15 protein-coding genes are annotated in these 13,565 nt (G+C 50.7%); 9 read left to right on the forward strand and 6 right to left on the reverse strand.

What is annotated here, in order from left to right:
- Positions 1-175: 175 nt before the first annotated feature.
- The 3 genes from LQV63_RS18435 to LQV63_RS18445 all read right to left on the reverse strand — a co-directional run bounded on the left by LQV63_RS18435 (position 176) and on the right by LQV63_RS18445 (position 3,708).
- The gene (locus tag LQV63_RS18435) at positions 176-1,588 is read right to left on the reverse strand and encodes an ABC transporter substrate-binding protein (protein WP_233697825.1); all 1,413 of its coding nucleotides are present in this window, start codon (positions 1,586-1,588) and stop codon (positions 176-178) included.
- 210 nt (positions 1,589-1,798) lie between these two features.
- Complete coding sequence (locus LQV63_RS18440) at positions 1,799-3,247, reverse strand: ABC transporter substrate-binding protein (protein WP_233697826.1); 1,449 nt, start codon at positions 3,245-3,247, stop codon at positions 1,799-1,801.
- A 104-nt stretch (positions 3,248-3,351) separates the two neighbouring features.
- Positions 3,352-3,708, reverse strand: a complete 357-nt coding sequence (locus LQV63_RS18445) for a disulfide bond formation protein B (RefSeq protein ID WP_325175901.1) — start codon at positions 3,706-3,708, stop codon at positions 3,352-3,354.
- On the opposite strand from LQV63_RS18445, the gene LQV63_RS31490 reads away from it, so the two are divergent.
- The 3 genes from LQV63_RS31490 (at position 3,671) to LQV63_RS18455 (ending at position 4,419) form a co-directional block, all read left to right on the forward strand.
- Entirely contained in the window at positions 3,671-3,802 is a 132-nt protein-coding gene (locus LQV63_RS31490; protein ID WP_267934105.1) for a hypothetical protein, read from the forward strand. The two genes, LQV63_RS18445 and LQV63_RS31490, sit on opposite strands and share 38 nt — an antisense overlap.
- A gap of 210 nt (positions 3,803-4,012) precedes the next feature.
- Positions 4,013-4,225 (forward strand): hypothetical protein, encoded by a 213-nt coding sequence (locus LQV63_RS18450; protein ID WP_233697828.1) that lies wholly within the window; start codon positions 4,013-4,015, stop codon positions 4,223-4,225.
- A 23-nt stretch (positions 4,226-4,248) separates the two neighbouring features.
- The gene (locus LQV63_RS18455) at positions 4,249-4,419 is read left to right on the forward strand and encodes a hypothetical protein (protein WP_233697829.1); all 171 of its coding nucleotides are present in this window, start codon (positions 4,249-4,251) and stop codon (positions 4,417-4,419) included.
- A gap of 66 nt (positions 4,420-4,485) precedes the next feature.
- On the opposite strand, the gene ytvI is transcribed toward LQV63_RS18455, so the two are convergent.
- Positions 4,486-5,604 (reverse strand): sporulation integral membrane protein YtvI, encoded by a 1,119-nt coding sequence (ytvI, locus tag LQV63_RS18460; RefSeq protein ID WP_233697830.1) that lies wholly within the window; start codon positions 5,602-5,604, stop codon positions 4,486-4,488.
- Positions 5,605-5,734: 130 nt separating this feature from the next.
- A complete protein-coding gene (yfbR, locus tag LQV63_RS18465) occupies positions 5,735-6,355 on the reverse strand; it encodes a 5'-deoxynucleotidase (protein ID WP_233697831.1) in 621 nt (206 codons plus the stop codon).
- A 256-nt stretch (positions 6,356-6,611) separates the two neighbouring features.
- Here yfbR and LQV63_RS18470 point away from each other — a divergent pair, with 256 nt between their 5' ends.
- The 6 genes from LQV63_RS18470 to LQV63_RS18495 all read left to right on the forward strand — a co-directional run bounded on the left by LQV63_RS18470 (position 6,612) and on the right by LQV63_RS18495 (position 13,345).
- Positions 6,612-8,165, forward strand: coding sequence for a fumarate hydratase (locus tag LQV63_RS18470; protein ID WP_233697832.1), 1,554 nt, complete (start codon positions 6,612-6,614; stop codon positions 8,163-8,165).
- On the forward strand, positions 8,162-8,299 hold the full coding sequence (locus LQV63_RS18475; protein ID WP_233697833.1) for a hypothetical protein: 138 nt from the start codon (positions 8,162-8,164) through the stop codon (positions 8,297-8,299). Before LQV63_RS18470 ends, LQV63_RS18475 begins: the two co-directional genes overlap by 4 nt.
- Before the next feature lie 195 nt (positions 8,300-8,494).
- Positions 8,495-10,315: a two-component system histidine kinase PnpS gene (gene pnpS / locus LQV63_RS18480; protein WP_233697834.1), complete on the forward strand. Its 1,821-nt coding sequence runs from the start codon at positions 8,495-8,497 to the stop codon at positions 10,313-10,315.
- A 169-nt stretch (positions 10,316-10,484) separates the two neighbouring features.
- Entirely contained in the window at positions 10,485-11,210 is a 726-nt protein-coding gene (locus tag LQV63_RS18485) for a response regulator transcription factor (protein ID WP_019422804.1), read from the forward strand.
- A gap of 549 nt (positions 11,211-11,759) precedes the next feature.
- Positions 11,760-12,752: a helix-turn-helix transcriptional regulator gene (locus LQV63_RS18490; protein ID WP_233697835.1), complete on the forward strand. Its 993-nt coding sequence runs from the start codon at positions 11,760-11,762 to the stop codon at positions 12,750-12,752.
- A 59-nt stretch (positions 12,753-12,811) separates the two neighbouring features.
- A complete protein-coding gene (locus tag LQV63_RS18495) occupies positions 12,812-13,345 on the forward strand; it encodes a DinB family protein (protein ID WP_233697836.1) in 534 nt (177 codons plus the stop codon).
- Between the two features lie 111 nt (positions 13,346-13,456).
- Here the strand turns inward: LQV63_RS18495 and cydS are convergent, their stop codons facing one another.
- A complete protein-coding gene (gene cydS / locus LQV63_RS32100) occupies positions 13,457-13,558 on the reverse strand; it encodes a cytochrome bd oxidase small subunit CydS (protein WP_019422808.1) in 102 nt (33 codons plus the stop codon).
- Positions 13,559-13,565: the final 7 nt, after the last annotated feature.

Below are 13,565 nucleotides of genomic sequence, written 5' to 3' on the forward strand. Positions count from 1 at the left end.
TAAGGAAGCCGCGATCGTTCTGCTCCCCCTTTGGAATAACTCTCTTCCTGACACAAAGCAAGAAATGGCCGCCAACTTGCGTCAGCGGCCGCACACCCTGTCTTCAATGGGAAGCCTTCGTCAAGCTTTGCCTGCTGCCTCCCATTGTAATCAGGCTTTCCGTGCTTCCTAAGCCCTACTTCTTCGCGGCATTCCCCTTCGCCTTCTGCGCCGCCCGCGCCTGCTTGAGGAGCGCGTTGCCCTCGCCCTCGATGGCGGCCGCAGCCACTTCGGCAGACTTCCCGTTCTCGACCATTTCGTACAATTGTTTTCTCACCAGACTCGGGAAGCCAAAAGTGAACTCATCCGGGCGGTTCACGTTCGAGCCTCCCCAGATGGAACCGCCCCCGGCCTTCGGCCGCAGCATATAGAAGCTCTCCGTGCTTTTGCCGGCCACTTCTTTGGTGAAGCCGGATCTTGTCTGCAGGCCGGCATGCGGGGAGCGGGAAACGGCCTTCGCCATTTCCGGGCTGTTCACGAACTTCATGAATTCCCACGCCGCCCGCTTGTTCGCGGAATCGGCCGCGATCGCATAGATGCCGTTCAAATCCACGAATGGAGATTCGTTCGGCGAAGCCGGATCGACGGGAACGGTGACCATGTTCCACTCAATTTCCTTCACATTTTCCTGTCTCGTCCCTTGCAAAATTTGGTTCAGGAACATGGATGATCCGAGCACCATCGCGACTTCGCCCCCGAAGAACGGCTCGCTCTGCAAATAATAACTCACGCCCTCTTCCCCCAAAGGATGCGTAAATACCGCTTTGCTGCGAACCGCATCGGCCACCAGCTCCATCGCTTCCTTCCAGCCCTCCGTGTTAAACGCAAGCTTCTCTCCCTTCGCGTCAAGCGCGCGCAGCGACGAGGTCGCCGCCATCCCGAAAAGGAGATCGTCCGCCCGGCCGAACTCCTCCGTCAAGCCATAAATGGGCTTATCCTCGGAACCCAAGCCGGCGAAGCGTTTCGATAACTCCAACACCTCTTTCCAGCTCATCTGATTGCGCGGCGGATCAATATGATATTCCCGGAACAGATCGGCGTTATAGTAAAGGTTCTGCGTATAAAAGGACGGAGCCAGGCCGTATAGCGAGCCTTCGCCATAACCCCGCAGCATATCGATGAGCCCGGGCATGTAGCCGTCAACATCTAATTTCTCCTGTGCGATGATCGGGTCCAGATTGTACAGCTTGCCTTCCTGCGCCAGCTTCTCGAATAGGTCGGTTTTTTCGGTAAACAGGACATCCGGTTTGTTGTTCTCAATTAGTTTGAGATACTCTTCCTCATAGCTCGTCCCATTCTTCTCGATATCCCGGTACATTTTAATGAGGCTGATGACTTCAAACTCAATGTTGGGGTATTTCTCATTAAAGTTCGCATCAAAGCCATTGCCATAATCCCTATAAAAGCTTTCCTCGTTGTGGTACATTACTTTAATTTTCACCTTGCCCTCCGGATCCAACTCTTCGAGCACCGGCTTCTCGGCAAAGCAGCCTCCCAGCAAAGAGATTACCGTTAGCAGCAAAATGGCTGCCTTCCATTTCTGTCTCAACTCGTTGTCCTCCCTTTCATTCCAGAGCAAGTATAGCGGCCGCTCCCGGACGATTCAGCCAGACAAAGGAAACCTTAAGCGAATCACAAAGTGAATGTTAAGAATAGTAAGAATCTCCACTCGTTCCCGCACCCTCTTGAAGCGTCCCTGTCTGCCGAAAAAAAGACCGCCGCCTTGTGTCAGCGGCCTCAGATCCAGCCTTCCTCGTGTCTACTTCTTCGCGCCGTTCTCCTGCGCTTTCTCCCGCGCCTTCTCTGCCTCCGCCTTGTCTCTCTCCCGCTCTTGCTTGAGGATAACGTTGCCTTCGGCCTCGATCTTGGCAACGGCGGCTTCGGCCGGTTTATTGTTCTCGATCATGTCTCTCAGTTCCTGCTTAATCAGGTTCGCGAAGTGCCAGTAGAAGCCCGGCGGAATCTTCACGTTCGGTCCGCCCCATACAGTTCCGCTCGATGCCTTCGGTCTCAGCATAAAGAAAGGCTCCAGGCTTTTGCCGTCCAGCTCTTTCATGTACTCCCCTCTTGTCGGCAGCTCGTCCCGCAAGTCCCGCAAGGAACGGGAAGCGGCCTTCGCCCTCTCTGGACCGTTCACGTACTTCACGAATTCCCAGGCGGCCCGCTTGTTCGGGGAATCGGCCAGGATAGCGAATTCGTCGTGAAGAGACACATACTGTGATTCATCCGGATTCCCCGGATCGACAGGCGCGGTCACGATGCCCCAGTCGATTGGCGTTGCTTCTTTATCATATTTCGGATGCTCCCTAATCTCGTGCATGAACCAGGGCGATCCGAGCACCATTGCGACCTTGCCTTTGAAGAAATTCTCGCTCTGTACAGCCTCAACCTCACCATAGAGGTATTGCGGTTCCAACAGCGTCGAAAAAACCGCTTTGCCGCGTATCGCATTGGCTGTCAGCTCCATCGCTTCCTTCCAGCCGTCCGTATTAAACGCGATTTTTTCCCCTTTCGCATCAAACAGCCGCAACGACAAGCTGCCGGCCACATCAAAAAAAATGCTGTCGGCTCGTCCGTACTGATTAACCAAACCGTAGATCGGATCGTCTTCGGAACCGGATTCCGCAAACCGGCTCGCCAGTTCGATCAGATCCTTCCAGCTCATCTTATTGCGCGGCGGTTCAATATGATGCTCCCGGAACAGATCGGCGTTATAGAAGACGACCGAGGTCGAAAAGTACGGTGCCAGGCCGTATAGCGAGCCGCCCCCGCGTTCCCGCAGCAAATCGACGAACCCGGGCAAATAGCCGTCAAGATCGAACTTCTCCTGTTCGATAATCGCCTCCAAATTATACAGCTTGTCTTCCTCCGCCAGCTTATCGAACAGGTCGCGTCTGCTCACAATCAGAACATCCGGCTTGTTCTTCTCGATATGTTTGAGATATTCTTCCTCATAGGTCGTGCCGTTAGCCTGCATTTCCCGGCCAATTGGAGCGGTGCTCACAACCTCCAACTCAATATTGGGGTACTTCAAATTAAATTGGTTTCCAAATTCCTTAAAAAAACTGTCCTCGTCATAATAGAGCACTTTCATTTTCCCCTTGCCCTCTGGCCCCAGCTCTTCGAACACCGGTTTCTCGGCGAAGCAGCCCCCCAGCAAAGAAATCACAGCAAGCAGCAGGATAACAGCTTTCCATTTCTGTCTCAATTCTTTCTCCTCCATTTCGTTCCAGACCAAGTATATCGGCCGTTCCCGGACTCTTCAACCAGATAAAGGGAAAGTTAAGAGAGAGTATCAGTAAATCTTAAGAATTACGAAGGAAATGATAAGAAGACCGCTGACTTGTGCCAGCGGCCATAATGATACAAGACAACACCAAATCCAACGATTGACAATGGGTATGCTGTCTGTGCATACTTTCTGTCTTCTTTAAAGGCAGCATAACCAAGGATCACTGTTAGCGGGTACATACAGATACGCTGAAGCCAGCATAACTTACAAGGTTCAAAATGCATTATTTCGCTAAAGAACAGGCTTCCACATGTAGCTATAACCGACACAACCCAGGCGAATAGAAAAGGCGTCGCTTTGCTCCCGTCGCCTGTTCGGGAGGAGGAATCTGCTATCGTCATGCTGTCTATTGAAGAGCCGGTATGTCTGCGCTCCATTCAGCTTGCATGGGCAGATCAGCCTTACCTGTCTCCAGCAGCCTGTATGTTTCGCGGCTACGTTACCGGTTATTACGCCGAATGCTTGCGATAGTGTAAGCTTACGGCTCGATACTGTAAGAGAGTTGAATGGTTGCGAGAGCGCCGACCTTGTACAATAAAGACATAAGCCAGTTAAGCTAGACGCTCCAGCCAGCAGATCAGCCGTTCCGGTACATGATTGTATCGAGCCGCTTCAAGGGATGCGGAGCCATACCAGTCGCTGACTTGTCGCAAGTACAATATGTAAAGGAATGGTGCTCTCATGTCTCATGTTACGATCAACATCCATAACCGCAACGTGTTGTTAGTGACTGAGCCTCGGGTTGTCCGCATTGTAAATAATGAAGAGCTTATGGATTTGCTGCAATCGTTCGGCAGTCTGATGGAAGCGGGGAAAGTGATAGCGGATCGCGTGTTGGAGGAACACTGGCTTAGAGAACGCAGAGAACTCCATATTAGTTTAGAGACTCGTTAGCCGCCGAAATTGTCGGACATGCGATGGCCATTCCACTATTGGAGCAGTTGAGGAAGAAGGTGCCCTTTGTTCCAGATCGGATTATCGATACGCTACGTGAAAAAGCGGAGCATCACGTGGACGTCATCGATTGCGGTGAGGGACAAGTTGACAGCAACCGCTGGGTATGGGACATCCTCGGCTTCCTATTTTAAATAACCCATAAATAAGATGAGCTGATCTTATGCAATTTAATTGCACGAGATCAGCTCATTGGTTACTCACTCACTTTGAAATTTACCTGTCATGACATAACGCCATACGTCACGAAATACGTTCGCCTTTTGAAGCGCGGTCAGCACGACGAGCGCGATGATGCCGACAAAAATACCGATGACGCCGAACAGCTTCAACCCCGCAAACAGAAAGATAAGCAGCATGAGCGGATTCAATCCGATGCTGGAGCCGTATACTTTCGGTTCGAACGCATGCCGTGTGACGAGAATGACCGGCCACAATATTAAGAGCCCCGTACCCAAGAAAATATCCCCTTCAAAATAAGCGAATACCGCCCAAGGAACGATGATGGCCGGAATGCCGATCAGTGGAATAAGATCGACGATGCCGCCGATGATGGCAATGGTGAACGCATACGGAACGCCCAGGATGAGCAGTCCGATAAAGAACACGATCGCGGTAATCGTTGACAGAATAATATGTCCCTTTATGTAGCCAAAGATAGCGTTCTGCAAATCGCGCGCGACGACGCCAAATGAGGTGTGTACTTGCTCAGGGATGATTGCAGCGCCCCGTGCTGCAATCTGATTCCATTGCTTGCTGATAAGGAATGTTGCGACCATGATGATAACGGTAATAACAGCGAACTTCGGCAGAAACAAGATGGTGGATTTCAAAAACATAAATAAATAGGCGACGATTGTCGTCCCTGCACCAGCAATCGTACTCGTATATTTGGATAACGAGGATTGGATATCGACCGAGCTAAGCGTGTTATTTAACTCCAGTAATAAATTTTGAAAATCCGCGGATTGATAATAATCGATTAATAGATCTTTCCATTCTACAATTTGTTCTTGCACAATCCCCATAATATGCCAGGATTCTGCGATGATTTTTGTAGCGAACACAAATACCGCGAACGCAATGATGGCCGCAAACAGCAGCAATGAAGCAGTGACGGCGAGCCAACGCGGAAACTTCCAGCGACGTTCCAGAAAGCGTACGACTGGATTCATCATGTAAGCGAGTAACCATGCGACAAGGAACGGATAGATGATAGGAAATCCGTAATAGAATAGCGCAATGGCGGCTGCAAGTACGATGGCGACCCATGCAGCGCGAAAAATTCGGTGGACCAGTGTGACGTTGAAGATGGGCATAGCACTCTCCTTTTCGTGATGACTCTTTAACCTAGGCAATTGTCTTCGTTTATGATACTGCCTTTATTTTATCAGACTTGATTCGAGAAACCCAAATGATACAGCTGCAGAAGGAGAAGCGTGTGCAGCATTAGTCCATAAGAGACATTTCATCGAGCGTCATATCGAAGCTCGGCGCCAGCTTCTCCAGCACATAATCGATCTCGGGCAGACCTAATTGCTTCAACTTTTCCTCCGTCTGATGTTTTGCTACCTCAAATTCACGATTGCCGGCAGCCAGTTCGCTGCCGCATTTGAAATACGCATCCAATAAGTCGGCCGCTTTGACATATAAGCGAACTTCCTTCTCCAGTTCAGACTTCGGATCGATGAGCGGGGCATAGACGGATTGCAGCTCCTCAGGAATCATGCGGATAAGCCGTTCGGCTGCCAACTGCTCGATCTCGCGGAAGTTCGACAAAATGCGGGCATTATGATGTTTCACTGGCGTTGGAATATCCCCAGTGAACACTTCTGTTGCATCATGAAACAACGCATACGTAACCGCTTTGCCCGTATCGATTTCTTTGTGGAACACTTCATTGGCTATCGTGCAGAGCATATGTGTTGTCATCGCGACATGAAAGGAATGCTCGGCGACGTTTTCTTTATTCGTATTGCGCATCAGGCTCCACCGTTCGATATGCTTCAACCGGTACATATAAGCAAAAAAGTGATGGGGCAGCGCGGATTGGTTGTCTGATCGATGCATTTGAGTTCCATCCTTTCATTAAGTGCGCATGAACAACCTAATATAAATAGTGTTTCCAAAGTGGGCCGAAGGTCGCTCTGATTGGAAAATGCTTCGAAGAAATTGTGCTCTTATGTTATTATATTACTATTGAGATGTGATTGTCGTCATAGATAAATGATACGTGCATTGCCTCGTTCCCGCCGCAACCAGACTTCGCATCATGATCAATCGTTTTCCGGGACATGACATGCGATGAGAGGAGCTACGTCTAATTATGAAATCGTTTTTACAGAGTGTGTATGAGCTGATTGTAGAGACTTCGACGAACCTGCCAGGGGATGTTCGCCGGGCCATTGCACGGGCGCAGGAGCGCGAAGATGCCGCAACCCGTTCGGGTCTGTCGCTAAGCACGATTGCGCGCAACATTAAGATGGCGGAAAATAACGTGTCGCCTATCTGCCAAGATACGGGCATGCCGACCTTTATCGTGCATACGCCAGTCGGTGCGAACCAACTCGTGATGAAGGAGCAAATCCGCGAGGCGATTAGCCGCGCGACGAAGGAGGGCAAGCTGCGCACGAATTCGGTAGATTCGCTTACAGGGTCGAACAGCGGGGATAACCTGGGACCGGGAACGCCGGTCATCCATTTCGAGCAATGGGACAAAGATATGATTGAGGTGCGGCTCGTCTTAAAGGGCGGCGGCTGCGAAAATAAAAATATCCAATATAGCCTTCCGGCGGAGCTGGAGGGGCTGGGCAAAGCCGGACGCGACTTGGACGGCATCCGCAAATGCATCATGCATGCGGTATATCAAGCGCAAGGCCAAGGCTGCAGCGCCGGGTTTATCGGCGTCGGCATCGGCGGCGACCGCACGACTGGGTACGAATTGGCGAAGCAGCAGCTGTTCCGCAAGGTTGAGGATACGAACCCGATTTCAGAATTGCATAATCTGGAATATTATGTGATGGATAAAGCGAATCAGCTCGGCATTGGAACGATGGGCTTCGGCGGTGAAGTAACGCTGCTGGGCTGCAAGATTGGCGTCATGAACAGGCTGCCGGCCAGCTTTTTCGTATCAGTAGCATATAACTGCTGGGCATTCCGCCGTCAAGGCGTCCTCATCGACAGCACGACCGGCGAGATTCAAGAATGGGTGTATGAGCGCGGCACGGAAGTAGAAATGCAAGAGTCGGCTGCTACAGCTGCGAACGGACAAGCCAAGGCAGCTGACACAGGCAATGAAAGCCGGCAAATCGTGCTGACGACGCCAATCACGGAAGAGGCTATTCGTTCGCTTCGAGTCGGTGACGTCGTAATTATTAACGGCGAGATGCATACCGGCCGCGACGCGCTGCACAAGCACTTAATGGATCATGAGGCTCCGGTGGACTTGAACGGCGCGGTCATTTATCACTGCGGTCCAGTCATGCTGAAGGATGAAGAAGGCTGGCATGTAAAAGCGGCTGGACCGACGACTAGCATCCGGGAGGAGCCTTATCAAGGCGATATCATCAAGAAGTTCGGCATCCGCGCAGTCATCGGCAAGGGCGGCATGGGCGCAAAGACGTTGGCGGCGCTCGGTGAACACGGCGCGGTATATTTGAATGCGATTGGCGGTGCAGCTCAATATTACGCGGAATGCATCAAGAAGGTAAATAGTGTGGACTTCATCGAATTTGGTATTCCGGAAGCAATGTGGCATTTGCAGGTCGAAGGCTTCGCAGCGATCGTAACGATGGATGCGCACGGCAACAGCCTGCATGCGGACGTCGATCGCGACTCGTTCGAGAAGCTGGCTCAATTGAAGGAGCCTGTATTCATATGAGTGGCAAGCCTCCGCTTGGATTACAAATAAATGATTGGTTCGAACGTTATATGTTTATTCTTGTCCCCGGCAGTCTGATGCTGGGGGTTCTTTTTAATGAAATGCTGATTTCCTCTATCTGGCTCATTCCCTGACTGTTCGGGCTCGTTACGTTCGTGATGGGACTCGGCTGCGGGAGGCGAGACATTGCGGGAGAATTTCGCCAACCCATCATTGTTTTAACGGTTTTTACAAAAGCTTAATATACTACCATCTAGCCAAACCGAAGCGCGATAAGTACGATGAATACGTAGATAAGAAACTTAGACAGATGGAGTGGAGAGATGAGCATGTCACGCTTTCGCACGCGTTTGACCCTTATTTTTGTGCTGCTAATCGGCATTTCTGTATTGACGGCGGGCATTTATATGGCGTCTTCCTTTAAAGAAAGCCATATCCGGCAGTTGGAGCAAAATATGTCCCGGGAAATCAAGCTCATTGAACAGACGCTTGTATGGCAGCGCGGAAACGATGCAACCGACATGGTTGAATATTACAGCAGTTGGGCCCGTAAGCTGCACGAAAGCGCTGCTGCCCGTGTCACCTTTATACTGGCGGACGGAACGGTCGTGGGAGATTCGGATCATAACGCAGCCAACATGGATAACCATCTTGCCCGCGAGGAGATTGCCGCTGCTCACCAAGAAGGCTTGGGCTCAAATATACGCTACAGTGACACACTGAAGCAGAACATGCTATATGTGGCGAGTCCGGTGCACACTCCCAATTTCGAAGGCTATATTCGGCTGGCGATGAGCCTTGAGGATGTAGAGGTGAGCGTACGTGAACTGTGGGCTTATTTGGCGCTCGGACTGGCTGCATTATTTGTGGTCGCCGTGCTCGTCAGCTACCGTATCGCTTATAATTTGACGCGTCCGATTGAGAATATGACGCGTGTCGCCCTTCGTTTCGCCCATATGGATTATAAAGCTCGAGCCCAAGCTGTCGGCAAAGACGAGATAGGCCAGCTTGGATCGGCCATCAATGCGATGGCAGACAGCCTCCAAATTCAGATGACGCAAATTCGTGAAAAGGAAAGCCGGCTGCAAACGGTGATGGAGCATATGATCAACGGCATCGTCATGATTGATGCGGAAGGTCAAGTCGCCCTGTTGAACCGGAAAGCGGAGCATATTCTCGGCGTGAAGAGCATTGAATGGCTTGGTCGATCGTTCCAGGACGTGCACGCTCCGCACGAGCTGCTGCATATGACAGCCGAAGTATTGGAACGAAAGCTTTTGCGGCATGATGAAATTACGATTTACTATCCGGAGGAGCGGCTGCTCGATGTCAGTGTCGTGCCTATCTATTTCACTGATAGCGAATGGGCAGGTATTCTTCTTGTCATGCAGGACGTATCCGAAATTCGTCGCTTGGAGCGAATGCGAAGCGAGTTCGTCGCCAACGTATCGCATGAATTGAAGACACCGATAGCAGCAGTGAAAGGCTTTGCGGAAACGCTGATGAACGGGGCAATGAACGATCCGGAAATTGCAAAAACCTTCTTACAAATCATTCATGATGAGAGCGAACGGTTAAACCGTCTTATCGGAGATATTCTTGAATTATCCAAAATTGAATCGAAGCGGGTGCCGCTGCAGTTCTCGCCGGTGCACGTCGACAGCTTCTTGGAGCAGACAGTGGAAATGCTGCAGAAGGAAGCGGAGAAGAAACGGATTGATATTCACCTGCAAGCAGAGCAAGACTTATACGTAGAAGCTGATGAAGATCGCTTCCGCCAGATCGTGCTCAATCTGCTGTCCAATGCGATTAACTATACCCCGGAAGGCGGGCACGTCAAGGTAACCGCAGCGTCTGTCCAGCATAACGAGCAGGGGGAGGCGGAACGCATCCAAATCACGATTGCGGATACGGGAATCGGAATACCTAAAAAAGATGTGCCACGCATCTTCGAACGGTTCTATCGGGTGGACAAAGCGCGCTCCCGCAGTTCAGGCGGGACGGGATTGGGGTTGTCCATTGTGAAGCACTTAGTTGAGTCCCATCATGGGGCCATTTCCGTGGTAAGTGAATTGGGCGTAGGCACGACGTTTACCATTGAACTTCCGGTACTACAGGATATGCTGCCGCCATCCAATGCAATGAGTTAGTCAGGTGAGGCGTGTATACGGCATGAAAGAGAATACAGGTGTTTTCATGTTGTTTGCAGCTGGTTTCAAAAAAACTGGTCGACATCGTTAAAAATATGTTAGGATAATGTTGAGATACGATGAAGAAAGACGAGAACGATGAAGTGAATCGACTTTCGGAGGAATAGTTATGTCTGAGCTTAAAGTATTAGTTGTTGAAGATGAACCAACACTTGCACGGCTGCTGTCGTACAACTTAACATTAGAAGGCTATGAGACGACTGTGGTTGACCATGGTACCCAAGGACTGCAAATGGCCCTTCACCGCAAATTCGATCTTATTATACTGGACATCATGCTTCCTGGCATGAATGGCTTTGAAGTATTGTCCAAGGCAAGACAGGCAGGGGTTCGGACACCGGTCATTATTTTGACCGCGCGCAATGCAGAGGAAGAAGTAGTGCAAGGACTCAAGTATGGAGCGGATGACTACATTACGAAGCCGTTCGGAGTGGCCGAGCTGCTTGCACGTGTTGGAGCTGTGCTCCGCCGCACATCTAACGATGCTCCGGCCAATGCGATGGATGAAGAGGGCGATGATAAAGTAATCGTGCTTGGCGATTTACGCATCTATCCGGAGAAATACGAGGTGACGCTGCACCGTGATCTAATTCCATTGCGTCCGAAAGAATTTGAAGTGTTGCTCTATCTCGTCCAGCGTCCAGGGACGGTTATCACACGGGATGATTTGATGAATGCTGTGTGGGGATTTGACTATATTGGCGGGCAGCGAACGGTGGATGTGCATGTCAGTTCTTTGCGTAAGAAGCTGGAGATGAATCAGCAATCTGTGCAGATTGATTCGATACGCGGAGTTGGCTACAAGCTGGTTGTCCAGAAGAAGCAGACGGTGTAAGTGCCACATCCATAGATTCGGATTATAATAACAGGCTCCTTCTCGCGAAGGAGCTTTTTTACTTCTATTAGATAATGGGGAAAATACGTCTCTGGTCTTGGAGCTGCCCCTTGTCCCTTCCATGGAGCAAATATGCCTGTAATATCTCTTGCCTCACTCTCCCCTTCATTCAGAATGGCTGCCTCTTTTTTAAAACGAGAATATTGTTAACGGACCTTTGTGCAATGGCCCTTATGTCCATTCTCCCGCATAGTCAGGAATGGTAACGACGGAAGAAATGATACATGTCGTTTCGTATAGAAACCCTGCCATGAAGCGGCCGACAACAGCAGTGAGCCAGAATCGTCCTTGGTGTGCCGTCTTCTGATGGAAGGGGAGAACGAAGCAAAGGGGCGAGTGAAGCAAATCACCGTCAGCCAGAATGCGACGCAGCACGAGTGAAAGGGCGTATTAGTGCCGCAGTGCGCGAACCATAGTGGATGTACAAGCTGGAGCCATAAGGTGATTCAGGTTATCATAAGGTTATATCAGATGTAAAAAGGTGATGCGATGAATCGGACGGATCGGTTGCTCGCTATGCTTCTCGAACTTCGCAGCAGGAAGCTGTGCCGAGCAGAGGATTTAGCGGAACAGTTTGAAATTAGTGTAAGAACGGTATATCGGGACATGCTGGCGCTGTCGGAAGCAGGGGTTCCGATTTGCGCGGTGCCGGGACAAGGCTACTCTTTAATGGAAGGCTACTTTCTGCCGCCAGTGTCGTTGCTGCCCGAGGAAGCAATTCTATTGCTTTGCGGCGGGGAACTGGTGGAATCGATTTTCTATTCTCCATGGAAGGAGCATGCTCGCACGGCTCATCGAAAAATCGAGGCGTTGCTGAGCAGCAGTCAGCGAGATCAGGTGGATGAGCTGCGTCAACAGGTACGGATTTTGCCTGCCCCTTACGCAGAGTCTTCGGCATTGCACGGTCAAGATATAGAGGCGGATACGCGCCTCTTCGGAATGATTCGTGAAGGCGTCCAGGAGAATCGCGTGCTGCAAATCGATTACCATGGGAAGCGCAGCGGCCGCGACGGCGACTTGTCGTCGACCCGCAGAAAGATTCATCCGTATGGACTTATATATGTTGGAGGCGGATGGGTGCTCGTTGCGTATTGCGAGCTTCGGCAGGATATGCGTCATTTTCGTCTCGACCGCATCGGAGCTTTGCTGCCGACGGAAGAGAAGTTTCTGCGAGATCCGAACTTTTCTCTGACAGCATATAAGAAGGAGAATGATCGAACCGTTCAAGTTCGGGTTTGTTTCACGCTTGATATTGCGCCACAGGTGTTGGCTTCTCGATATTTCTATATCGATTCGTATGTAGAGCAGGCAGAGCGGCTTCTCGTGACCTTGCTTGTCCGTCGCGAGGATGAGGTGCTAAGCTGGATTCTTGGCTGGGGGCATCGTGCGAAGGTGCTGGAACCAGCGTCTTTGGTCCAGCGAATCGAGGAGGAAATTGCCGCGCTCCAAAAAGTATACATGACTTCCGCGCTCCTGACATAAGGTTGTCAGGAGCTATCTTTTATGATGTATGTATAACCAACAGAAAGAGGGATATAGTCATGGCAGAAAATCGGCAATCGCTTGAAGGATTAGAAAACATCGGAGCGCTCGTAGAACAGTATCGGAATGGACTTGATCCATATACGATCGAGCAGCTGCGTTATAAGGCAAACGATGATCAGTGGTCGCTCGGACAAATGTACAATCACCTGATTCAATCGGCTATGTTCATGCAGATCGGCGCGATTGCCAAGTGCGCCGAAGCAGAATCAACGGATACGGCAGAAGGAAAGAGCGAAGACGGGCAGCGAATTTTTCAAATGGGCTCTTTTCCGCCAATCAAAATCAAAGTTCCGGATTCACCGCAATATACGCCGTCTCAGCCGGAGAGCAAGGAACAGCTGGCAGAAGGCTTGGAAAAGGTGTGGGAGCAGGCACAATCGTGGGTGGCGAAGCTGCATGAGATTCCCGGGAATCGGAAAGTCAAGCATCCAAAGCTCGGTTATTTAAACGCGCTGGAATGGTTTCAGCTGATTGAAATGCACCTCCGCCATCATTTGCGGCAGCAAGCAACGCTTGAACAGGAGCTATAGAATCCTCATAAAAATACAGCCCTCAGCGAATTCTCTTCGCGAGGGCTGTTGCCGTTATAAAGTCAGTCTTCGTTGCAAAAGGCGCACGCACGGGCCAATGCGCTAGCCTGTTTACTCCTCATCCGTCTTAACGCGGGCGCCCCACCAGAATACGAATCCGATGGACAAGGCCACGATGATCAGCGGGGCGTAGAAAATAAGAAAGTTCTCCATTGCCGAA

It is taken from the genome of Paenibacillus profundus (assembly GCF_021369635.1).
Lineage (GTDB): Bacteria > Bacillota > Bacilli > Paenibacillales > Paenibacillaceae > Paenibacillus_B > Paenibacillus_B profundus.